General features: G+C 52.4%; 13 protein-coding genes. 4 read left to right on the top strand and 9 right to left on the bottom strand.

Annotation, left to right across the window (positions count from 1 at the left end; translation table 11 throughout):
- Positions 1-17: 17 nt before the first annotated feature.
- The 3 genes from KK062_RS05355 to KK062_RS05345 form a co-directional block, all read right to left on the bottom strand.
- Positions 18-1,769, bottom strand: a complete 1,752-nt coding sequence (locus KK062_RS05355) for a RagB/SusD family nutrient uptake outer membrane protein (protein ID WP_254083228.1) — start codon at positions 1,767-1,769, stop codon at positions 18-20.
- Between the two features lie 96 nt (positions 1,770-1,865).
- On the bottom strand, positions 1,866-2,678 hold the full coding sequence (lgt, locus tag KK062_RS05350; protein ID WP_254083227.1) for a prolipoprotein diacylglyceryl transferase: 813 nt from the start codon (positions 2,676-2,678) through the stop codon (positions 1,866-1,868).
- Between the two features lie 462 nt (positions 2,679-3,140).
- On the bottom strand, positions 3,141-3,494 hold the full coding sequence (locus KK062_RS05345) for a winged helix-turn-helix transcriptional regulator (RefSeq protein ID WP_254083226.1): 354 nt from the start codon (positions 3,492-3,494) through the stop codon (positions 3,141-3,143).
- Between the two features lie 281 nt (positions 3,495-3,775).
- On the opposite strand from KK062_RS05345, the gene KK062_RS05340 reads away from it, so the two are divergent.
- The 3 genes from KK062_RS05340 (at position 3,776) to KK062_RS05330 (ending at position 9,601) form a co-directional block, all read left to right on the top strand.
- Complete coding sequence (locus tag KK062_RS05340; RefSeq protein WP_254083225.1) at positions 3,776-4,819, top strand: NAD(P)-dependent alcohol dehydrogenase; 1,044 nt, start codon at positions 3,776-3,778, stop codon at positions 4,817-4,819.
- 158 nt (positions 4,820-4,977) lie between these two features.
- Positions 4,978-6,075 carry a Gfo/Idh/MocA family protein gene (locus KK062_RS05335; RefSeq protein WP_254083224.1) on the top strand — a complete coding sequence of 366 codons (1,098 nt, stop codon included), beginning with the start codon at positions 4,978-4,980 and terminating at the stop codon, positions 6,073-6,075.
- A gap of 271 nt (positions 6,076-6,346) precedes the next feature.
- Complete coding sequence (locus KK062_RS05330; protein WP_254083223.1) at positions 6,347-9,601, top strand: AsmA family protein; 3,255 nt, start codon at positions 6,347-6,349, stop codon at positions 9,599-9,601.
- Positions 9,602-9,803: 202 nt separating this feature from the next.
- On the opposite strand, the gene KK062_RS05325 is transcribed toward KK062_RS05330, so the two are convergent.
- The 3 genes from KK062_RS05325 to KK062_RS05315 all read right to left on the bottom strand — a co-directional run bounded on the left by KK062_RS05325 (position 9,804) and on the right by KK062_RS05315 (position 15,217).
- Positions 9,804-11,480 (bottom strand): family 43 glycosylhydrolase, encoded by a 1,677-nt coding sequence (locus tag KK062_RS05325; protein WP_254083222.1) that lies wholly within the window; start codon positions 11,478-11,480, stop codon positions 9,804-9,806.
- Positions 11,481-11,486: 6 nt separating this feature from the next.
- Entirely contained in the window at positions 11,487-12,791 is a 1,305-nt protein-coding gene (locus tag KK062_RS05320; protein ID WP_254083221.1) for a glycoside hydrolase family 99 protein, read from the bottom strand.
- Between the two features lie 140 nt (positions 12,792-12,931).
- Positions 12,932-15,217 carry a GH92 family glycosyl hydrolase gene (locus KK062_RS05315; protein ID WP_254083220.1) on the bottom strand — a complete coding sequence of 762 codons (2,286 nt, stop codon included), beginning with the start codon at positions 15,215-15,217 and terminating at the stop codon, positions 12,932-12,934.
- A 140-nt stretch (positions 15,218-15,357) separates the two neighbouring features.
- On the opposite strand from KK062_RS05315, the gene KK062_RS05310 reads away from it, so the two are divergent.
- Positions 15,358-17,967, top strand: coding sequence for a Kelch repeat-containing protein (locus tag KK062_RS05310; RefSeq protein ID WP_254083219.1), 2,610 nt, complete (start codon positions 15,358-15,360; stop codon positions 17,965-17,967).
- Positions 17,968-18,045: 78 nt separating this feature from the next.
- Here the strand turns inward: KK062_RS05310 and KK062_RS05305 are convergent, their stop codons facing one another.
- The 3 genes from KK062_RS05305 to KK062_RS05295 form a co-directional block, all read right to left on the bottom strand.
- Complete coding sequence (locus KK062_RS05305) at positions 18,046-18,726, bottom strand: hypothetical protein (RefSeq protein WP_254083218.1); 681 nt, start codon at positions 18,724-18,726, stop codon at positions 18,046-18,048.
- 334 nt (positions 18,727-19,060) lie between these two features.
- The gene (locus KK062_RS05300) at positions 19,061-21,919 is read right to left on the bottom strand and encodes a discoidin domain-containing protein (RefSeq protein WP_254083217.1); all 2,859 of its coding nucleotides are present in this window, start codon (positions 21,917-21,919) and stop codon (positions 19,061-19,063) included.
- A 174-nt stretch (positions 21,920-22,093) separates the two neighbouring features.
- Positions 22,094-24,367 carry a glycoside hydrolase family 3 N-terminal domain-containing protein gene (locus KK062_RS05295; protein ID WP_254083216.1) on the bottom strand — a complete coding sequence of 758 codons (2,274 nt, stop codon included), beginning with the start codon at positions 24,365-24,367 and terminating at the stop codon, positions 22,094-22,096.
- Positions 24,368-24,428 lie beyond the last annotated feature (61 nt).

Below are 24,428 nucleotides of genomic sequence, written 5' to 3'. Positions count from 1 at the left end.
ATCAACAGGATTAAGGTCTAGTAATAGGGATTTTGTAATAGCTCGGGAGATTTAGCCGTCTCCGCGTAAGGAATGGGCCAGAAATACATGGCGTCCCGGAAATTGTGCTTGCGAACGTTGAACACATTGTAGCTCGCGGTCGAGTCAGTCCGCACCACTTCCATTCCGGTCATCGTCTGGTTTTCGGTCTGATCTGCGATCATCCAGCGGCGAACGTCGAAGAAGCGGTGCCCCTCGAATGCAAGCTCCAGCCTTCTTTCATTCCGGATAATCTCCCGCATGGCATCCTTCGAAAGGCCCGCGGCCAGCGTGAACGGAGATAGGCCCGCACGCTCGCGAATGGCCTCCACCGCATCGTATACTTCCTGCGTCGGACCATCAAATTCATTTTTTGCTTCGGCATAATTGAGTAAGACCTCGGCATAGCGCATCAACGGACGTGACGCAGGTCCTGTAATGAACCCGTTCGCGACGATCACCCGGAGCAACATCTTGTTCACATAATATCCGGTAGGCGTGCCGGCGCGTACGGCATCCTGCCCGGCCTGTCTGCCCTGATAATTTCCAAGGAAAATATCGATCGGAACACGCGGTCCCTGGAGTACCGCCGGCATTAGACTTTGGTCATGATTGATGCTGTTGTTAAGGCGCGGATCACGGTTTGCATAGGGGTTTTGAGAGTCGTAACCGGAGTTAGGGTCGGTGATCGCTTTTCCATTCGCCATGCCAAATGCATTGACCAGATCGTGGTAGGGATACGCCCCACCTTGTCCACCACCACGGGACGGTGGCTGCCACAGTCGCTCTTCATAATTGCCATCGGTAGCCACACGTTCCAGGATAGTACCCGAGTAAGCATTGCTGGATTGAAAATCTTTCGCTACAAATTCCTCGTAAAAACCTTCCCCGGGGGGCGAATTATTGACATGTAATCGATACGCATTGAGACTGATAACAGCCTGAGCCGCTTCGGCTGCGAGCTTCCACCGGTTAGGATCAGCCGTAGGATATCCTACAATAGAAGTAAGAGGTTCGGGCGCAAAACCGCTTCCATTAAATAACGGACTCGCGGCGTACAGCAAAACGCGTGCTTTCAAGGCCTTACAGGCACCTGCTCCGATCCGTCCATGATCCCGGGCCACCGGCCGGGTAATCAGATTTGCGGCGGCGATGTCACACTCCGAGACGATGTAATCCACGCATTCCTGATATGTATTTCTTACGGCAAGAATTTTGTCATTCGGGCTATATATCGTGTCACCGATTAACGGAATACCACCATAATGTTTCAGGAGAATGGCATAATACCAGGCTCGTAAAAATCTCGTCTCCGAAACCAATTGTGTCTTCAGTGCCGGCTGAAAGGGAGTAATGTCAATATGCTTCAGGAACTGGTTCGTCCTCCGGATATTCCGGTAGCAAACATCCCACGCATCCTTCGATACAATTACAGAATTGACCGTGCCGGTAGCGAATTGAACATTGGTGGTAATCGTAGGAATAGCACGTGGTTCTGCTTCATCAGACCCACCGTCCAATCCGCCCGAGCGCGCCGGGGAGAACGCGTTCCCATCACTGAATCTTCCGGGATCTGAATCGAACCCAATATCTTCAAATATCCCGAAGAAAAACTGGGTTGCATACGTACTGTCGGCGAAGACAGTCCCTTCATTAAGATTTGTAGTTTGCGTGTCGTCCAGGAAGGCTGCATCCTGGCAGGCTAGCATAATGCCGCCAATGAAAACGGCCAAAAGAATTACTCTTCTCATTTGCCTCTATTATTAAATGAACAGATCATTTTAGTTAATCGTTTTAGCAAAAAAACCAGTTTACCCTACGCAGACGTTTTGTGAGAACGAATGCGTCTATTTACTATATCGTACCGTGTATTTTGATTTACGCAAAAGAATCAACGCGACCCCTGCCATAATATAGGGGATGCTTAAAATCTGCCCTATATTGAGTGAAAGATCGTGCTCAAACGCCGATTGGTTCTCCTTGACAGACTCCACGACAAATCGAAATGTCCAAAGAATTGTCAATATCATACCCAATATGATGCCTGAACGCAAGTGATGAGCATGTGTATGCCAAACGTATAACATAAACAAAAAGAACACCGTATAAAAAACACTCTCATACAGCTGCGCGGGATGTCTGGGTAGCTGATCTACGTGGGCAAAAATAAATGCCCAGGGCAGATCGGCGGGCACGCCGACAATCTCCGAGTTCATCAAATTGCCGAATCGTATACAGGCGCCGGCGCTGATGGCCACCAGGGCAAGCCTGTCGATCACAAAAAGATATTCGGCATGGTTTCTTCTACACCATATATATACGCCAATAAGAATACCGAATACACCGCCATGGCTCGAAAGGCCGTGAAAAGGAGGGTTGACCACCACAAACGGATTGCTGACCAGCGCGTGAAGATCATAGAACAAAAAGTGTCCAAGCCGCGCACCCACGATCGCCGGGACGACGATCATCAAAAATAGAGCAGGCAGGTTTACCGTATAGCGATCCTCCTTCAAAAAAATATAAAGACCCACCTGCCTGCTGATGATGAGGCCGAGCGCCCACATCAGTCCATACCACGTCAGAGAAACAGACGTCCCCGGAATGTGGAACATAACGGGGGAAACATTCCAGTAAATAAAGCCGTCGATAAGACTCATAGTCTTTGACCGCTATGCAGAGCCGTTCCGCAGTTTCTCATCTTTTTAGGCAGGTTAAAGTGTTCTCGTTAGCGTTTTGCGTTAAATTAGTTAATCGTTTTAGCAAACTTAATAATATTCTCCTGAAATGCAAACGTTTTAGTTAACCGTTTTAGCAATATGTGCTTTAAAAGCTCAAAACGCAGTTTTACCGCATCTCCGCAATAAAAACAAGATACCGCTATAAAGAAGGTCTATAAACAGGATGACTTTAGAAATAACCCCGCGTGTGCGTCAACGCAACGCTCTATAGGCAATAACGGCCACCAGCACCCTGGACGTCAGGCTCAGCACAGTCTATACTAAACAATGGAACAATACGAAGGCACCAAGGTCAAAAATCGCATAGCAACAGTAACGGTCAGGATACCGCGCGAAACTTCCCTGTAGCTTCTGAGATTGATAACAAGACTATAACCTTAACTATAGCTCCAGCTCCAGGCTGGCAAAGCCGCACAACCCGTCGAGCATCTCGCTCAACTTGTTGCCTTTCGGTGTGAGCGCATATTCCGTGCGCGGCGGGTTGCCTGGCAGATAACTCTTTTGAATAAGGTGGTGTTGCTCCAGCGCACGCAGCCGGTCGGCCAGAATGTGATCGCTGATGTGTTCCAGGTTTTCTTTCAACAACGTAAATCGCGTGTTGCCCTCTTCAATGCTAAACAACACATCGGTCATCCATCGCTTGCTCAAAAAATACAATAGCTCATTCAATGCACAACGTTCTTCTAGAAATGCCTGGTTCTGATAATTGGTGGACGTCAGTTTTCGCTCTGTCATGACTTACTAATCTTTTAATGAGTGCCTCATTCCCGGGAAACGTATTGATCTCCAAAGCAGCTTCCCGTTCCTTTACGGCGTATTGCAGCGAGGTTTCCCCGGCTATTCAAACACTTCTCCGGCTCCGCAGGCACCCACAACGGCTCTTACGCAGCAAAAGGTTCCAATCCAACCGCTCAGGGCAAACAAAACACAGGGTGCCACCGGGATGCAAAAAAGCGTCGTCAACACACCCGTCTGTAACACGTAGTTAAAACAAAAAAATTAAAAATCACAGCCCTATGATCGCTACAAAAGCGTATGCAGCGCAAACCAAAGATTCTGGCCTTGCACCGTGGAATTTTCAGCGTCGTGACATCGGCCCACGCGACGTTCAGTTCGATATTCTCTTCTGTGGTGTGTGTCACTCCGACCTGCACCAGATCCAGGACGAATGGGGTGGTAGCATCTTCCCGATGGTACCCGGTCATGAAATCGTCGGCCGCGTCGTCAAAGTGGGCGCTGAAGTGAAGAAGTTTAAAGTAGGCGACCTGGCCGGCACCGGCTGTCTCGTAGACTCCTGCCGCACCTGCGACAACTGCAAGCACGGCCTCGAGCAGTATTGCACCAACGGTCACTCCCAGACCTACAACGGGGTAGAGCAAGACAAAAAAACTCCTACCTACGGCGGCTACTCCAACACCATCGTCGTGCACGAAGACTTCGTCCTGAGCATCTCCGACAAGCTCGACCTGGCATCCGTTGCACCGTTGCTCTGCGCGGGCATTACAACGTACTCGCCATTGCGCCACTGGAAAGTAGGCAAAGGCCACAAGCTCGCCGTACTCGGTTTGGGCGGCCTCGGCCACATGGCCGTAAAATTTGGTGTCGCCTTTGGCGCCGAAGTAACGGTACTCAGCACCTCTGCTTCTAAAGAAGCCGATGCAAAAAAACTCGGAGCCCACAAATTCGTCGTCACCTCCGATCGCGAGCAAACAAAAGCCGTTGCCGGTTACTTCGACTTCATCATCGACACCGTGTCCGCCGCGCACGACCTGGGCCTATACCTGTCGTTGCTAAAAACCGACGGTGCCCACATCCTGGTGGGAGCGCCTCCGGATCCTGCGCAATTACACGCCTTCAGTCTCATCCCCGGCCGCAAAACACTCGCCGGCTCCATGATTGGCGGCCTGCCCGAAACCCAGGAAATGCTCGACTTCTGTGCCCAGCACAACATCGTCTCCGACATCGAGCTGATCGATATGAAGGACATCCAAAAAGCCTTCGACCGCATGGTCAAAGGCGACGTCCGCTACCGCTTTGTCATCGATATGGCGACACTTTAATACCGCTATTCGCTACACGTAAAAAGCACTGGCCCCAACCAGTGCTTTTTTTATTTCTATGCCGCCAACCAACCCCGTCAACACAGGTTCTATATAAAACCAATAGCCGGGCTCACAACATTTTCCCACCTTCGCCTTGTACTAACACCAACATCGCCATGAAAACACCGCTATCCATACTGGTGCTGCTTCTAACACTATTCATCTTCCCCGCACGCGCTCAACAAAAGAAGCTCCGCATCGGCATCGCCGGCCTCACACACTCTCACGTACACTGGATCCTGAACAGCGCCAATCGTCCGGAGTTCGAGATCGTCGGCATTTCCGAACCCAACCGCGACCTCGCCACACGCCTGCTCAAACAATACAACCTCCCCCTCACACTCCTATACCCCACACTCGAAGAGATGCTGGACAAAGCCAGGCCCGAAGCCGTCACCGCCTTCCACAGCATCTATAACCACCTGGCCGTCGTCAAAGCCTGCGCACCGCGCCATATACACGTCATGGTGGAAAAACCATTGGCCGTCAGCAACGACCACGCGCAACAAATGGCCGCGCTCGCCAAACAGTATAATATACACCTGCTTACCAACTACGAGACGACCTGGTACGCCGGCCACTACGAAGCCTACGACATGATCTACCGCGACAACCGCATCGGCAAGATCCGCAAGGTTGTTGTACACGACGGCCACCGCGGTCCGAAAGAGATCAATGTGAATCCCGAGTTCCTCGCCTGGCTCACCGACCCGGTAGAAAACGGCGGCGGCGCACTCATGGACTTCGGTTGTTATGGCGCCGACCTCATCACCTGGTTGCTGAAAGGCGAAAAGCCCACCAGCGTCACCGCTGTAACACAACAGATCAAACCCGATGTATACCCCAAGGTTGACGACGACGCCACCATTGTCATCACCTACCCCGGCACCACCGGCGTCATCCAGGCCTCGTGGAACTGGCCCTACAATCGCAAAGACATCGAGATCTACGGCCAGACCGCATACATCTGGGCCGACAAAACCTCCCTCACCTTCCGCAACGGCGACGACGCCCCCCAACAAACACCCATGGCGACGTTACCCGCACCCATGGATAATCCGTTTGCATATTTCGCCGCCGTGGTAAACGGCAGCATCGTGGTAAAGGACACCGACCTCTCATCCCTCCCGCTCAACGTCACCGCAGTCGAAATCCTGGATGCAGCACGACGCTCCGCCAAAGAAGGGAAAACTATTTTCCTGAAAAAGAAATAAAACAAGCCGCATTTGAAGCACAAAAGCACTGGCACGTTCAGTGCTTTTTTTATTATAATTATTCCGTAGATTTCGAATCTATAGCAAGCCCTATAGCACAACAAATTCGGAATCGAGTGCAACGTTACCTTCACCCCTTTATTGCACGACCGCACACGTTTTCAAAGCCGGTATCATCGTCCGCGATTGTGGCCCTGTTTTTGATTATTCCCCGGATGAAAACAACCTGCGGGCAAATCCCGCGTTTTAGCATAGCACATTCCTTGCATCGATGAACCCCAATATAAAGAAGTGGATTGTCAGGCCACTGCTCATACTCCTGATCACCGTTTTTGTCCTGGCCGGCGTCGGCCTGATCGTCCTCCTTACCCAGCAGCAGCGCCTCGTAAACCTGGCCGTAGCCGCGGTCAACAAACAATTCAAAGGTGAGCTGACCATTGAAACGAGCAGCATCTCGCCCTTCAAAAACTTCCCCTACGTGTCGGTAGCCCTGCACGAAGTGCGTTTCTTCCCAACCAAGGCCACCCATGGCAAGCCCCTGGCAGAGATCGGACGCCTCTACGTCGGCTTTAGCCTGCCCGACATCCTCCAACAACAATACAACGTTCGCCGGCTTTTTATACAAGGCGGCTACGTCGACCTGACCCGCGAAGAAAACGGCCAGCTCGACATCGTCGAAGCTACCACCCAACAAGCCGACACCACTCCGGTGGCGCCTTCCACCAGCGAAGCCACCGCATTCAAAGTAGACCTCCAACGGGTCATATTAAAAGAACTTACCTTTTCGTATACCGACAAGGCCACCGGCCAGCAGATCAGCTCGTCCATTGAAAAGATTGTATCCTCCTTCCGCATCGACAGCGCCAACATCGCCGCGACACTGGAAGGCGGCATGAACCTCGACCTCGTCACCCCGACCGACACCAGCTTCTTCCGTCATAAACACCTGCAGGTAGACCTCAAAGGCGATTACAACACCGCCCGCCAATACCTCACCATCACCACCGGCGGACTCTTGCTCGAACAAGCATCGTTCAACGTAACAGGCACTGCCAACCTGGCACGACAGGCCGACGTAGACTTTCACATCCAGGGCGACAAGCCCGACTTCAACCTCATCAATGCCTTCCTGCCGCCCGACGCCAAGACAGCACTCAAACCGTTTCAATACGATGGCCGCATATACTTCGACGGCAAAGTGAAGGGTGTGATCGCCGAAAATCAACAACCGCACATAGACGTAACCTTCGGCTGCGAAGAAGCCTGGTTCCTCAACACAACGTCAGAAAAGAAAGTAGACCAACTTGGATTTAAAGGATACTATACCAACGGCCGCGAGAACTCCCTGAAAACATCCGAGCTGCACATCACCAACGTCAATGCCCGCCCCGAAAAAGGCATCTTCAAAGGCAACTTCGTCATGCGTGACTTTACCGACCCGCATGTGCTCATGCAGATCCGGTCGGAACTGGAATTAAAATTCCTCGGACAGTTCCTCGGCATCCCCGGTCTGCAACAGATCACCGGCAAGATCAAGCTTGACATGAACTTCAAGGAGATCACCGACATCGAGCTGCCCGAACAAGCCCTGAACAAATTGAAAGACGGTCTGCAAAGCGAGCTCAGCGTCGAGAACCTCGCCTTTCGCATCCCCGGCTACCCACACCAGGTACGCGACATGAACGTGCATGCCAAAATGAAAGACGGCCGCATCACCCTCGACTCCGTCTTCCTGCGCATCGGCAACTCCGACCTGCGCATCGACGGCAGCCTCAGCGACCTGCCCGCGCTGCTACACAATCCCGAAAAATCTGTAACGGTAACGATGAACGCCCGCAGCCAAAACCTCATTCTCAAAGAGCTGTTCGCCCACGACACCGCCATGTCCCGCAAAATGCAGGAAGAGATCCACGGCTTCAACATCGGCGTAGCCCTGCAAACGTCAGCCGGCCAGTTGAAACACCCGGCGCCGCTTCCCAAAGGAAAGTTCGAGCTTAAAAACCTCAGCGCATCGTTCAAAAAATACCCGCACGCGTTCCACGACCTGGGTGCCACGCTTACCATCAACGACACCGCCCTGCTGCTGCGCAACTTCACCGGCATGATCGACAAGTCCGATATCCGCTTCAGCGGCCGCGTCGTCAACTACCAGCTGTGGTTTGCCGACTATAAAAAAGGTAAGACCCAAATCGCCTTCGACTTCAAGTCCAACCGCTTTGCCATGGACGACCTGCTCGGCCCCATCAGCCGCAAGCTGGTGCCACCCGGCTATCGCCACGAAGAAGCTAACGACGTCTGGCTACGTTCCAAGATCGACCTGAAATACGACACCGTCTTTAAGGTCGCACGCATCAAGATCGCCAACATCTCGGCCAACCTCAAACAACACGGCCTGCAGCTCAAAGACATCAAAGGCAAACTGGTATATGCCTCCAGGATCATGAAGGCCGACACGCTGCATGGCACCATCGGCCGTAGTGACTTCGACATCAACTTCCGTTATTATACCGGCAACAACCCTGAGCGGAAGCAGAAACACAATTACCTCTATTTCAACTCCACGTTCCTCGACCTCGACCAGATCACACAATACGACTTCTCCACCGGCACCGATAGCGCGGAGACCATCACCCCGGCCGGGGCAACAACACCTGCGACCACAACGGCCGCCACTACGAAAGACACCAGCCAGCACGCCTCCGCCTTCAACGTCTTCATGATCCCCTTCTCCGCATTCGACGTACAGGTAAACATCGGCAAGCTCAAATACAACAAGCTTTGGCTGCGCGACGCCCAGGCCCGCATCCGCATGCAGGAAGACCACCATATCTATATCGACACGTTGTCGACCAGGATCGCCGGCGGTACCCTGGCCATGCGCGGCCACTTCAACGGCAGCGATCCCAACAAGATCTACCTGCGCAGCCGCATCAAGGTAGACCAGGTCGACCTCGAAAAGATGCTGCTCAAGCTCGACCACTTCGGCCAGGACGTCGTCATCAACAAAAACATCAAAGGCCGTGTCAGCGGCCAGATCAAAAGCTACGTGCGCATACACCCCGACTTCGTGCCGATCCTCGACAACTCCAAGGCCGAGGTAAACGTCTCCATCTACAAAGGCAGCCTGGTAGACTTCGCGCCCATGCAGGCCATGGCCGGCTACTTCAAAGACAAGAACCTGCGCATGATCAGCTTCGACACCCTGCGCAACGTACTGACATTCGCCGACGGAGTATTGAACATTCCCTCCATGAACATCAACTCGTCCCTGGGCTTCGTGGAGATCTCCGGCAAACAATCCCTGGATCTGAAAATGGAGTACTACATCCGCGTCCCCCTCAAGATGGTTACCAAGGTAGGCTTCAGCTCCCTGTTTGGTAAAAAGCAAGAAGATGTAGACCTCGACCAGGTCGACGCGATCGAATATGCCGACAAAGACAAAAAGACGCGCTTTATGAACCTGCGCGTAACCGGCACCCCCAGCGACTTTAAAATAGGCCTCGGCAAAGACAAACGCCGGACCTAAAACAGTGTGAGAGCGAGAGCGAACACGCTTACGCAGTTTTTCTTCGCTCTCGCTCTCACACTCACACTATATAAGGTCTATCTCTGGTTCAAGTCTTCCGACCAAAGGGAGGGCGACTTGGACCTGGTCTAATGGCAGTCTTCAGACTGCCGACGAGGCAACGTCGTAGCCTACGTCGCTCTATAGGCCCCAGGTTCTTACTTCATTGAATAACAATCTTACGGCTAATATCCCCTGTATCCGACTGCATCTTCAACTGATACACACCCGGTTTATACCCTTCAATATTCAACTCCATACGCGGCGTAGTAAACCCTTGCTCCTTCACCAGCTTACCCGTAAGATCGTAAAGCTTCAACACATTTTTCCTCCCCAGCATCCCATGGCACTCCACGGTCAGCGTGCCCTTGACGGGATTGGGATACACGGTCAATGACTCACCCTCTCCAGGACTTGTTCCCATGACCACGCTCGTCTCTTTCCTTTTTATATTTGTATAGTTGAAATTAAAGGCACCGTCGCCCATCAGCACCCGCATCATGTGTTGGCCCGCCGTTAACACCACATCCTTGCTCACCGTAGCATACTGCTGCCAATTGCTCGTATTGGGCACGGTAATCTTGCCGGTCTTGTCTTCGCCGTCGAACTCTACGCGAATCGAGCTACCCGTCGCATTTTGCGAAGCCACGCGTAGCTCAACAGCGTACGTACCCGCCTCTGCTACGTTCACGGTATACTCCAGCCACTCACTGCCGCCCAGCCAGCCTACATTGTAGCCGCCCTCGCCGCAGTGCTCGATATCGACAAACTCGTCCAGGCGATATTGACCACCGTTGTTAAGCGTATCGCTGTCGCTATACGCAACCGCCGGTCCGCCGTCGTCAAAGTCCTCGGCTTCGATCTTGCCCGGTATCGGCCAGGGCGTGCCCTGGTACGGTGTACCATGCCCCTTGGTCTGAATCACCTTCTGAATCGTACCATCGGCATAGTAAAACAACTTATCGACACAGATCGAACGCAGCCAGTCATTCCCCGACAACGCGCTGTTGTGATAGAACGCATACCACTGTCCTTTATACTCCACAATAGATCCGTGGTTCGTATAACTGTCGGTCGGATCGATATAGACGCCACGGTACGTCCACGGGCCCAGTGGGCTGCTGCTCGTCGCATACCGCATGCGATTGTGTCTCGTACCGTCGTCGTTGTTATCCGCATACGACAGGTAATACACACCGTTTCGCTTGTGTACCCACGTAGCCTCGTGGAAATCCTCCAGGCCTTGCATGGGCTGCATCGTGCCGTCGAGCTCGGTCATGTTGGATTTTAACTTGCCCCCCTGGCATACACCGCCGCCACCATAGTAGAAATACACCTGGCCATCGTCGTCGATAAAGACACACGGGTCGATATGCGATTGCAGCCCTTCGATGTACCCTTGCACGGTAAAGCCGCTGGCCGGCTGACTACTCGTCGCGATACCGATCTTCCAGGTCGTGTTCCATTCCGTACCACTCGGATGCGGAAAGTACAAGTAATAGGTGCCGTTTTTATAGGCACAGTCGGGTGCCCACATAAAGCCACCTTCCGGCCGGCCCCACGGCACCTGGCTCGCACGCAGAATCTCGCCGTGGTCGACCCAGTCTACCATGTTGTCGGTCGAGAAAACATGGTACTGGTCCATCAGGTCGGCGCCGCGCGGGGGCGCGATGTCACGGGAGGGGTACACGTACAGGCGGCCATCGCTCCACACGTGCGCCGACGGGTCCGCGGTAAACATCTGCTTAATAAAAGGGTTGCCGGGCATATCCTGCGCGTGCATACCGGCCGGCAGGAGCAGCACCCCAAACACGATCGCTTGAATCAGGCTTGCTTTCATAAACGGTTATTTTCGGGTGGGTTTTGCAATAGTATAGCCATTCTCCCCGTGGAACCAGCGTGCGCCCTCGCCTACCAGCCATAGGTAATAGTCGGTGCCGAGCTTGTCTTCGATGCCCACAAACTTCAACCCCGTGTCGCCGTTCAGCGGCACGTGGCCTTCGTTGTTCACCTTGAAGATCGCCGTACCTTCGTCGACCTCGTCAAACATGGCGACATACAGCGACGTCGCTCCCTGGAGCTTGGCGCCCCAGATCTGGCGCCACAGGAAGTCACCCTGTAAACGAGGGATAGAATTATACAGGCTTGCATCGTTGTGCATGTTCCCCCAACTGAAGCCCGGGAATACCAGCGGCACATAGTCTACGCCGTTTGCTCTGCACCACTTAACATCTTCGCCCACATTGTTCGGATTATAGCCCCCGATGTCGTAGCGCCCTACAGCCCATGGCATAATGATGTCGGCCTTCTTGATCAGCGCATGCAGCGCCGCATCTTTTTCGGTATCGTTACCATTGGTACGCCAGTAATACGGCACACCCAGCATGATCGATACTTTGCCCGTCGCCTTGAGCTTGTCCACCAATGCCGTAACATCGGCGGTAGTGTAAGCACGGTTGTCGTTGAAGCCCACACCCCAAATCACCACCAGCGGCTTCCCACGGTGGTGCAAGTACGTCGGGTTCTCTTTGCTGTCCTGCAGGTTGAATAATTCCTGTAGCTCTTCCCAGTCGTCGTACAGGTACGCGACATCCGCCGGCGAGCTGCCGCTGAGGTCGTACATCACACTGATCGCACGCTCGTATTTCTTCGCGGCCTTCAGCGCATTCTCCAGCACCTTGTTGAAGTGGCGCTTACCGCTCGCGTTGGACGGCTTGATCTCCCCTACAAAGCGCTGCATGTGCACACCGTCCAGGCCATACTCCTTCATCCACTTAAAGTGCAGGTCTACCGTAGACTCATCGTACGGACTATAGACATGTGCGCTGGAACCGTCGGGATAGTTAAAATCAGTTTCATACGTCTTGGCATACTCGCGCACGTCGGGCCACAGGTCTATGTTTGTGCATCCGGGAAAAAACCCACAGCCATTCTTCTGGTAGTGATACCAACCGCGGTTCGACTCGTCTCCTTCGGCCGCAAACCACCCCTGATACCCCGCCATCACCAGCTTTGTATACGACGGGTACAGCACATTCGGGTCTACATTGGTAGAGTCCTCCGGGTCGGCAGGCCCGGGATCATCGTTCGAGCTGCAAGCCAACACCATCAACGGAAAAATCAGTAAGGCTAAAATCTTCAGTAGTTTCATCTCAATACATTTTATAATTTAAATCATACAAAATCATCCGCTTCCGCTCCCGCTCTCACGCTGATTAAAAAGGGGACCCACAACAGGTCCCCTAAAAACAGCAGCAAACATCCGAGCAGTAGGACCCGAGAGGCACGCGCTTATTTTCCGCGCGGTTGCGCAGACATCGTAAATTCCAGTATTCCTCCTTTCGCCAAATCGGCATGTGCAAAAAACGGCGTGCTCAAAACCTTACCATTCAGCTTCGCCTGTTGCACATACTTAGTCTGGGCCGTGTTGTGCGGCGCCTTGATGACAAACTTCTTGCCGCCGTCCAGGTGTACCGTGACTTCTTCAAACAAGGGCCGCCCCAACGTATACGTCGGGTTGCCCGGGCTCACCTGGTAAAAACCCAGGCTGCTCAAAATGTACCAGGCCGACATCTGCCCACAATCTTCATTGCCCGACAAACCATTCTGATCATTAAAATAAAGAGTCGTTAAAATCTGATCCACCAACGCCTGCGTCTTCCAAGGTTGGCCTATGTAGTTGTACAAATACGCAATATGATGACTCGGTTCATTGCCGTGCGCATACTGGCCGATCAACCCCGAAATATCCGCCGACACATTTTGACCGGCGAGATCCGATTTGGCCGCAAACAAACTGTCCAGTCGTGTAGCAAAGGCAGCCTTACCGCCGTGCAGCGTAACCAACCCGTCGACATCATGCGGCACAAACCATGACCATTGGTACGCATTGCCTTCCACATATTCATCCTCGCGGTGATTTGAGAATCGAGGGTCAAACGGTGTCTTCCACGTACCGTCCGCCTTCTTACCACGCATAAACCCCGTGCTCTTATCAAAGTAGAGTTGATACCGCTTCGACCGCGCGCTGAATTTCTCATAGTCCGCCGTCTTGCCCAATGCCTTCGCCATCTGCGCAATACACCAGTCGTTGTAAGCATATTCCAATGCCTTTGATACTGACTCGTTTTCCTTGTCGCACGGAATAAAACCCAGTGTCTGGTTATAATACTTCGCCTTCGGCATCAGGTTCCGTTTGATCTCCTCGTCGGGGAACGACACATTCACTGTATCATAGGTCGAAGAATGTACAATCGCCTGGTAAGCCTTCTCCACATCAAAATTGCGATAGCCCTTAAAGTAAGAGTCGACAATCACCGGCACCGAGTGATAACCAATCATCGTACCCGTCTCGTTGGACGACAGCTCCCACATCGGCAGCACGCCCCGCTCCTCATACTTCCGCACCATCGCGCGAATCCACGCTTCGTTGCGCCCCGGATTGATGATCGTCATCAGCGGGTGAAACGCACGAAAAGTATCCCACAGTGAAAAAACAGTATAATTATCCGAGCCATTGGCAGCATGCGTGCGCTTATCCATACCGCGGTAACGGCCGTCGATGTCCGTATAAACGTTAGGGCTGATCGCCGTGTGATACATCGCCGTGTAAAAGATTTTCTGCTGGTCGGGAGTGCCACCCGTGATCTCGATCTTGCCGAGCCACTCCTCCCAGGCCGCCGCCGCCGCGGTTTGTACCGCCGCGAAATCCCAGCCGGCAATCTCGCGCGTAACGTTGTTGCGTGCGCCATCATAGTCTACCCCGGAAATACCCACCTTCGCCAACACCGCTTTGCCGGCGCCGGTCTTAAACTTCAGCAGCGCTTTCGCTCCGGTCTTGTTGGTAGTACGCGCAGTCGCATCCAGCAATTCCTGGTTGACGGCCAACGTGTACGTAAACGGCTCGGAAAATACCACATGGAAATATATATGCTGATCCCGCGCCCAGCCCTTCGTCACCTTGCGGCCGCGCAGCTCGTGATCGTTTATGACTTCGATTTCATTGACCACGTTCTGGTGGCTTTGCAACGTATGTCCAACATCTACAATTAAGCCCGCGTCGCTGCCTGCCGGAAAAGTATAGCGATGCATGCCCGCACGGGTCGTGGCCGTCAGCTCGGCTTTTACATTATAGTCTTTGAGTGTCACCGTGTAATATCCCGGCGACGCGCGCTCGGTGCCCGGTACTTTAGCCGAACAGTATCCCGCGTCGGGCGTCTCGGCAGTGCCTTGCGTCAGCGGCTGCACACCCGTGGTCGGCATAAACAAAATATCGCCATAGTCGCCGATGCCCGTACCGCTCAGGTGCGTATGCGAAAAACCGAGAATGGCCTGGTCGGAACTGTGATAGCCGGAGCAGGCGTCCCAGCCGTTCAAACGGGTGTCGGGACTGAGCTGGACCATACCGTACGGCACCGTCGCGCCCGGGAACGTATGGCCATGGCCACCCGTACCGATGAATGGGTCTACCAAATCGACTTTGTGAGAAACAAGAGCGCGTGACTTCCGCGGTGGTTGCGCGCGTACACCGATCGCTCCTACTATAATAAGGAGCCCTAAAACCGAAAACATCTTCATAGGCTGGTTGCAAATAAGCAATGCTCGAAAATATCCGCGTACGCTTAAAAACGGATTAATATCTACTTAACACGCGGTGCAAACGTTTTTTAATTCTAATTATGACGTTTTTTGAGTAAATTGTCCCTATTGTAAATTTTATGTGTGGGAGAAACTTAGTTGCGACACGGGCATCCGTACGGATTCTGATCATTGGCGTGCTGACCTTGTTCCTGGCCCTGCAGGGCCGGACACAAACCAACACGCCGGCTCCGGATTATGGCCTGTCGTTCGCCTCACACGAAGTCACCAAAGACCAACGCACCTCGCTCTCCCTCACACCCGAAGATCCCTTCACCATCAAAGAAGACTTCGAGATTCGTTTCGACCTTTCATTCAAACGCCTGATCGACGCCTACGGCTACGTGCTGCGCATCATTGCCAACGACTCTATTAATATAGACCTCGTGTCGAGTCCCGAACACGACGACTTCCACGACCTCAACCTCATCATCAACAACAACCCACCGCAGATACACTACGACCACCAGGACATCGGCTTGCGTCCACTCCAATGGACACCCGTCACCATCAAATTCGAAACACGCAATAAAAAACTGATCGTGTCGTGGGCCGGCAAAACCAAAACACAGGAGCTTCCCTTTTCCAGCCTGCGCACCTTCCGTTTCTTCTTTGGCGCCAACGACTTCGGCCGCTTTAATACATCCGACGTACCCCCCATGATCATCCGTCACGTTGCCATCCAGCGTGTCAACGACAAAACCATCCAATGGGACTTACGGCGCCATGGCATCGGCGAAGTATACGACAACACCAACACCTACGTCGCCATTACCAAAAATCCAACATGGCTCATAGACAAACACACCACCTGGGTACACGCCCAACAGTTCGTCATCGCGCGCTACCCGTCCGTCGCCTTCAATAGCGCCACCGGCACGGTATACGCCACGGACAAGAACCATGTATATACCTATCACCTGTCCGACGGCAAAATGCACCACACCCGCATCCACCAGGGAAAGCCCGTCTACACCGATGCCAACCAGTTATTATACATTGACGAGACCCACGCTCTTGTCAACTACGACCTCTACACCAACGTCCTCTCGGCTTACGACTTCGAGCACCAACGCTGGCAGAACGGCGACACAACCTACAACCTGCCAAACTACTGGCACAACAATAAATTCTACAACCCGGTTGATCGTTCCGTCTATACCTTTGGCGGCTATGGTCACTTCAACTATAAAAACAAGTTCATGCGCTACGACTCCACGTCACACGCATGGACCGAAGTAAAAACACAAGGCAGCATCCCACCGCGTTACCTGGGCGCCCTCGGCCGCATGGCATCAAAAGACAAAGCGCTGATCTTTGGCGGTTACGGCAGCGAAAGCGGCAAACAAGAGCTGTCGCCCCAAAGCTTTTATGATCTCTACGCATTCGATCTGAAAACCCACGCCATCCGCAAGCTCTGGGAACAGAAGTCTGCCCCGGGCGAAGAAGACATTGTCTTCTCGAACTCCCTGGTGGTAAACGAAGAAGACAGCTGCTTCTACGTCCTCAGCTTCCCCAAAAACAAATACGAAAACTACATCAAGCTGCGGAAGTACTCATTGTCCAATCCCGAGTGGCAGGTATTAGCCGACTCGATTCCCTTCCAATTCCACGACGAGCACTCCTTCTGTGACCTGTTCCTCTCCAAGGCTACACGCCAGCTGGTAGCCGTAACGTCACACAAAGAGATTGACCAGTACAAGATCAACCTCTACACCATCAACTACCCGCCCCTCAGCACCACCGACGTATTCCAGGATACAACGCCGGGCATCACACGCGCATCCTACTACAGCATCGCTAGCTTTATACTTATCACCGGCACGCTCATCACGCTGGGCGTCATCATCTTCGCCCGCCGCAAAAAGAAAGACCTGGCCGTCACACCGACAACCAACGGTGCCGCTCCGCACACCGAAGCCGCCGCCATACTCCACGACATAACACGCCACGCCCACGAATCCGAAAAGAACATTGCCTCCATTTACCTCTTCGGCGGCTTCCAGGTATTCGACAAACAGGGCCACGACATCACCGGCAAGTTCACGATGACAATTAAAGAACTGTTCGTGCTCATCCTGATCCACTCCATAAAATTCGAAAAAGGCATCTCTACGACGACATTGCAAGAGTATCTCTGGCCCGACAAAGGCGACATGAGCGCCCGCAACAACCGTAACGTAAACATCAAAAAGCTCCGCGGCTTACTGGAAGAGATCGGCGACATCACCATCGAAAACAACCACGCCTACCTCCAGCTCGCCCTCGGCGAAAACGTCCTCTGCGACTACCACATCGTATCGCGCATATTATCGACCGAAGCTCCGCTCACGGCCCCAACCGCCGAAACCCTACTCCGCTTCGTAAAACGCGGCAACCTTCTCCCCAACATCCAAACCGACTGGCTCGACAGCTTCAAGTCCGACATCTCCAACCGCGTCATCGACATGCTCCTGGAATACTCCCAAACCCTCGACGTCTCCAAAGACGACCGGGTATTGCTAGAGATCGCCGACACCATCTTCCACTACGACAGCATCAACCAGGAAGCCCTGGTCATTAAATGCTCCGTCCTGAATAAAAAAGGAAAATACTCCCTGGCCAAAACGTGGTACGACCATTTTGTCAAAGAGTATAAAAACCTCTATGCAGAAAGCTATCCCAAGACTTTCGACGAGGTTATTTCCTAGTAAACTTTCGTCACGAAAAGAAATCAAGGGAAAGCGCAAGCCTTTCTTGTACTAATTCGCATTCGAGCAATCACATTACTATCTAGGGTTAACAACTAGATTATTCTTTATTACCCATTTGAGCGAGGTATCAATATTGCCTGTAATCAAATTTTTCACGAGACTAGTCTCAATGATTTTACCGGGCTTTTTAACAGGAATATAACCGTGCGCAGCGTGCTCGACTATGAATGCGTATCTATATTCATATTGCACTTTGTACTTTTCGGGTTTATAAAATATTGCAGATGCAATTGCATTATCCGAAGTAGGCTTACTTTCTGAATAAGTAATTTGACTTGCAAATTCTTTAATACTAAGCTGTTGAAAGTCAGCGGCTGTGAATTTCTTCGTAACTTCTGTCTCTTCGAGATCGGTTGGCAGTAGCTGATGATAGAGCAAGAATGCTATCGCGTTTCCAAAGTGACGAATATTGTCGATCACGTAGTAGTCGTTGTAGTTCGGATCGAAATCTTTTTCAACGCTTACATCAACAGTCTTAGTTGAGACGCAAAAAATATAACAGTTAGGGACTATAAAACCATTAATATAAATATTGCCGCTTTTATCAACCGTAGATCCTCTACCTTCCATTGCATCATTGATAAAATCATCTTCACCCGTATAGTTTTCCCGAAAATCGGTTAGTGTTCCAAGCCTAAGAGTGGTACATGTTTTTAGAAGATTGTGTTCTGTTTTACAGTATTTAATGAGTTTCATTGAAATTGGGTTAAATAAAATTAATAACGCAATTAATTTGCGTCTAGAATACACAAACGTATTGTAAAACTAAAAGATTCGAAAAGCTAAAAAAAAAAACAAATGACCTTCAAAACGCTCTTTAGGAACTTTCTTTTATAATGACACTCGTTCTCAGCCTCCATATGCTTCTGAGTAGCTCTCAAAACCCATTTCGGGGTAAAGGCAATTCGTAACAATATTTACTATCACTCCAGCGCGACCGTCGCGCAACTATCTCTTAACCATGGACTATAAAAAAAGAGGAAGGCCTTATACCTTCCCCTTTACATTAAAGTTGCGCTAGTAACGAATCTCACCTCACGCTATTATACGGCTCCGCCACCACCTTAAACCCATCATTGCTCACCAGCGCCGCGTCAAACTCCACTTCCACATTCCTACTCTCCCCCGGCATCAACGTAAAATACCCGTCACTAATAAACGCCGGTAGCACCTGTTCACCCGTCCGCGCGTTCAACACCTGCACGCGCACAGCAAACGCCACGCCCGTCTTCCCATTCACGATCTGCGCCTTCACCACCTGTTTCCCGTTCACCTTCTCCGCACTCGATACAACCTTCAGGTCCACCGGCTTCAACGAATTCAACGCTGTAAAGTCCTTGCGCTTATTTCCGCGCCAGTAGAAGTTCTCCGACACAACCTTACCCGTCTTATCCTTCAAGCGCAGCTTAATAAAATGTACGGGCGTCAATCCGTTGTTCTTCGGCGCACCACCATATACTTTCAAGTCATACAGCGAATAACCCCAACCACTCCCCCGCTCCACGCCGTACACCCGCACATAGCGTGCCTCGGCATCATCCGCAAAAGCCACATCTTGCACGCCTTCCTTACCATAATTTACCGTAGCCGCATCTTTCCAGCTCGAAGCATCGTCCGACACCTGAATCTTATATACTTTCGCATACGCCGTCTCCCACTTCACCCGCACACCACTGATCGGCTCCTTATTTCCAAGGTCAACATATACCCACTCATGATCCCGCGCCGCACTCGCCCAGCGCGTATTCTCATCCCCATCGGTAATCGCCTCACCGCGGCCGGTCTCCGTCGAAGAAGCCACCACAGGCCTTCCTTTTGCCAGGTCACCCCGCTCGCCACCAAACGGCAAGGCGAAGCAATACGCAGCAGCATTTGACAAAGCATCCACCTTTTGTGAAAGCGTATACTTATCAACGACCTTACCATCGAGGTTATAAATCATCGCTTCCGCCGTCAGCCCTTCCACGTCCTTGCGGGTAGTATTCACCACCTTCACCGCATCACTCACCGGATTCCATTGAATATGCACCGGCTCGCACGCACTTCTAATACCCCAATACGCGCCCGTGAGGTCATAGTAATAATCATACGTCTGCCAGATAAATGTCGGCAAGCCGGCGTTGCTCGTCCAGGTCATAAGACCGGACGCATCGTTCCAAATACGATCCTGCCACCCTTCGTACATCGCCTTATTGGTTTCGATATTTACCAGCTGCGCCCGTCGACAATACTCTTCTATATTCGATGGCTTGCCATAGCGTGTCTCGATGCTGCGGTCATAACCATCCGCATCGGCGTTAAACGCCCAGTTGCCGAAGAAGTGCTTTTCCCACATATCGTTGCGTGGCCACCAATGCTCCTTGGGTATAAACTTCTTAAAGCTCTCCACATTCGTAAATATTGCGCTCCCCAGCTCAGTACGAAAACCCCACCCATCGTTTCCACCCAGGCCTGTAGGATTCTCCGTAAAATAATACCGTGGATCACGGTTGGCCCACGGGCCGCTACCCGACAGGTTGTCGGCGTGCGAGTTTGCCTGGTAATACCGGTCACCGCCATCAAAAGCACGTACATCTTCCTCCAGCCACTTATTCAGCGGTGCTTCCGGCCAGCCTTCATTGTCGGCACACCACACGGCAATAGATGGGTGATTCCGGAACCGTACAATCTTCTCAATCGCATTCGCATTGAAGTTGCTCACGTCACGCGGCAGGCTGGGATTGGAATTCAACCAAAAGTCATCCCACACCATAATGCCGTACTTGTCGCACGCTTCATAAAACTCCTCGTCGGTCGTCGAACCGATCCAATTACGGATCATATTAAAATTCATCTCCCGGTGCAGGCGCACCTTTGTATCATACTCCTCACCACGACACCGCAGCATGTACTCCGACATGCTCCAGTTCCCACCCTTCACAAACACGCGTGTGCCGTTGATGGAAATATGCAACACCTGTCCGAGTGTATCATAGCTGTATTGCTTAATACCAAACTTCATCTGTTTTGTATCCGAAGTTCTATCGTTCTCTACCACGTTAAACACGCAGGTATACAGATTGGGATCACCATAACCGTTAGGCCACCACAGCTTCGGATTGTGCACAACCAGTTGGGAGAAGTGCCGCTTGTCAAGCTTTACCTGCGTCGTGCTATTAGCCCCTATGTTAATTTTTTCTTCAAAGACAATATTACCCGGATTGATCACACCTCTCACGACGGCCGTACGCTGCACATCGGTATTGTTCCTCACATCCAGCGCTACCGACAGAAACGCCGTAGCATTCGTCGGCAACTGCGTCCGGATCCACGGATCCTGAATCGTCAGCGCACCCGAAGAGCTCAGGAACACGTCGTCCGTAATGCCTGCATTCAAGCCCGGTATATAGGGCATCCAGTCCCAGCCACCGCTGGAAACATACGTGGGCGACGCCGCATTCGCCATGGGATGCCGCGGCGGCGATACCAGCACGGCCAAGGTATTGGCGCCCGAGGCACGGACGATCCGGGTAATGTCATATTTACCACGCTGCATAAAACCATCCAGCGCGCCCAGCTTCTCGCCGTTGAGATAAATCTCACCCTGGCGGTTGATACCCTCTAAATTCAACCACAGAATCTCGCCTTTCAACGATGCCGGTACTGCGAACTGCGTCACATACCAATACGGCTGATCGAACTTTGCTTTGTCCGCCTTCCAGATGTTGTCGGCATAGTTGGGGTCTTTCTCCAGACCCGCGGCGACATACGCCGTATACACCGTGCCCGGCACCACGGCCGTCACCCATCCATCTGCTTTAAAATTCTCAAAGAGTCCGCGAAGATCCATTCCGACCTCGCGTTGCGACTTCACCCGCCACACCTGCTGCGCCGAGCTCTTTAGATCCACTCTGGTATGTTGGCCAAATGCGATACCCGCCACGCCAACACACAAAACCCCAAGGCACACGACCTTATAAAGAAACCGTTGTATATACATGTTTATGATAAGATTAAAAAAGGGGAGCGGCGCCAGATAACAATTACCCGAAAGCACCCGGCAGCCACTCCCGAAACACTACTTTTAATGAACTAGAATCGTTTTATGAAAATGAATTTGGTCAGAGGCACCGCCGATTTGAATATCGAACTCGCCTGGCTCTACTACGTAACGCATACGGTCGTTATACAACCCCAGCGCAGACACCGGCACTTGCAGCGTAACCGTTACACGTTTGCCGGCTTTGACCAATACTTTCTGAAAGGCTTTTAATTGTTGCACCGGCGTCGCCACCGAGCTTACCTTGTCGCGCACATACAGCTGCACCACTTCCTTACCATCGCGCGTGCCGGTGTTCTCCAACTCGACATCGATCTTGATGGTATCCGTCGGCGCCAGCAGCGAGTCGCGCGAGACACAGCGGCGGTATTTAAAGTCGGAATAGCTCAACCCATAGCCAAAGTTCCATAACGGCTCGGGCGTATCGAAGATATAATGGCCATGCGGCTCGTTCAGCGAACCCGGCTGATCAAACGGGCTCTCGCGATCCGTCACATAATGATTATAAAAGCAGGGCGTATTACCCGTACTGCGCGGGAACGACACATTCAGCTTACCCGACGGATTTACACGCCCCGTCAAAATGTCGGCCATCGACCGTCCCTGCATCTCACCACCATACCACTGCGCCACCACAGCGTCAGCATTATCCTTCACCCACGGCATCGCCAAAGGCTTACCCGAAATAAACACCACAACCATGGGCTTGCCCGTAGCCTTCACTGCCTTCAGCAGCTCTTCCTGTACACCCGGCAACTCCAACGAAGAAATATCAAAACCTTCACCCGCCGTTGAGTTTTTCGCACTACGGCCCAGGTATGTGCTGCGTGTGCCGATAGCGACGATCACCAGATCACTGCCCTGCGCAGCCTTCACCGCATCGGGAATACGCGATCGATCCTGGCTCCACCAATCACAACCCTCTACATGACGCAACGTAACCCTATTTCCCACAACGTCTTGCAGCCCTTTCAGCAATGTAACACCTTCTTTGGTATCCGGCCCCGTCCAGGAATAATCGCCAAACACTGTCTGGTTGCTGTTTGGCCCCACCACCGCGATGGTTTTATACTTCGTCAGGTCCAACGGCAAAATGTTATTGCTATTCTTCAACAATACGGCGCTTTCGTCAGCTACCTCTTTCGACAGGGCCACCTTATCGGCACTGCGCACGACCTTGGCCACCCTCGTCGAATCACCGTACGGCGCATCAAACAAGCCAAGCGAAAACTTGGTCGTCAACACCCGACGTACAGCCTGGTCGATATAACGCATCTCCAGCTGGCCACTTTGTACCAGCGCCTCCAGCTTGGTGTAGGCACCATCGATGTTCAGATCAACACCCGCCGTCAGCGCAATCTTCGCCGCCTCTTCCTGCGTAGCCGCCTGATGGTGGAATGTCTGCAACCGGTCTACCGAGCCCCAGTCGGAATACACATAGCCTTTAAAGCCGAGCTCCCCGCGCAGAATATCCGTCATATAATACGCCGACCCCGTCACGGCCAGACCATCGTAGGCGCTATAGCACGACATCACCGACCACGGCTGTGTCGCCGCAATCACGCGCTTGAACGGATACAGATACAGGCTGCGCAGCTCGCGCTCACCCCCACTCACGTTAGCACAGTTCAACCCACCCGACGGCGAGCCGTGCGCCAGGAAATGCTTCGGCGTACACGTAATATTATGTTTCTGATAACCACTCACAAACGCAGTGGCCATCTCGCCGATCAGGTACGGATCTTCACCGTAGGTCTCTTCGATCCGCCCCCAGCGCAGCTCGCGCGCAATGTCGAGCACCGGCGACAAGATCTGGTGAATACCAATCACCTTGGCCTCCTCCCCCGCGGCCTCCGTCATGCGGCGTACCAACGCAGGATTAAACGTACTGCCCTGTGCCAAAGCGTGCGGGAAGATGGTACACTCGTTCTGCAAAATGCCTTCAATACCTTCCGCCGCCGTAATGATGGGAATACCCAGCCGGGTTTTCGTAGCCATATACTGCTGCAGCTTCTGGTACATCTTGGCGCAATCAACGGCGCGCATACCCATCTCGTGGGTACAGCCCCAGCTCTCGCCGTGGAAGATCCGGTCGATCTCGTCGGCGCGGCCGCTGCCACGGTTTTGCAGTTGTAATATCTTTTCTTTTAATGTCATGCGCTCCAGCAGGTCTTCTACCCGCGCGGGCACCGGTGCCGTTTTGTCTTTATACAGCGGCTTGCCCGCGTTGGTCTGGGCATAGCTACAAAAGGTCAGTGTCGTAAGAATACAGGTCGCAGCAAAAAAAACAGTCTTCATTCCAGGAATTAAAGTCTATGAGTAAATAGTTTCTAATGGGTATTGGGATGATTGGAACGGT

The sequence above is a fragment of the Dawidia cretensis genome, from assembly GCF_018598175.1.
Classification (GTDB): domain Bacteria; phylum Bacteroidota; class Bacteroidia; order Cytophagales; family Cyclobacteriaceae; genus Ohtaekwangia; species Ohtaekwangia cretensis.
Note: the sequence above shows the minus strand (reverse complement) of the source record. Positions and strands in the feature narration are given on the sequence as shown.

Excerpts from the sequence above, each read along its gene's own strand:
- KK062_RS05325 (WP_254083222.1), bottom strand. The coding sequence starts at position 11,480 with ATGAAAGCAAGCCTGATTCAAGCGATCGTGTTTGGGGTGCTGCTCCTG.
- KK062_RS05345 (WP_254083226.1), bottom strand. The coding sequence starts at position 3,494 with ATGACAGAGCGAAAACTGACGTCCACCAATTATCAGAACCAGGCATTT.
- KK062_RS05305 (WP_254083218.1), bottom strand. The coding sequence starts at position 18,726 with ATGAAACTCATTAAATACTGTAAAACAGAACACAATCTTCTAAAAACA.
- KK062_RS05295 (WP_254083216.1), bottom strand. The coding sequence starts at position 24,367 with ATGAAGACTGTTTTTTTTGCTGCGACCTGTATTCTTACGACACTGACC.
- KK062_RS05310 (WP_254083219.1), top strand. The coding sequence starts at position 15,358 with ATGTGTGGGAGAAACTTAGTTGCGACACGGGCATCCGTACGGATTCTG.
- KK062_RS05340 (WP_254083225.1), top strand. The coding sequence starts at position 3,776 with ATGATCGCTACAAAAGCGTATGCAGCGCAAACCAAAGATTCTGGCCTT.
- KK062_RS05315 (WP_254083220.1), bottom strand. The coding sequence starts at position 15,217 with ATGAAGATGTTTTCGGTTTTAGGGCTCCTTATTATAGTAGGAGCGATC.
- KK062_RS05320 (WP_254083221.1), bottom strand. The coding sequence starts at position 12,791 with ATGAAACTACTGAAGATTTTAGCCTTACTGATTTTTCCGTTGATGGTG.
- KK062_RS05335 (WP_254083224.1), top strand. The coding sequence starts at position 4,978 with ATGAAAACACCGCTATCCATACTGGTGCTGCTTCTAACACTATTCATC.
- KK062_RS05330 (WP_254083223.1), top strand. The coding sequence starts at position 6,347 with ATGAACCCCAATATAAAGAAGTGGATTGTCAGGCCACTGCTCATACTC.
- lgt (WP_254083227.1), bottom strand. The coding sequence starts at position 2,678 with ATGAGTCTTATCGACGGCTTTATTTACTGGAATGTTTCCCCCGTTATG.
- KK062_RS05355 (WP_254083228.1), bottom strand. The coding sequence starts at position 1,769 with ATGAGAAGAGTAATTCTTTTGGCCGTTTTCATTGGCGGCATTATGCTA.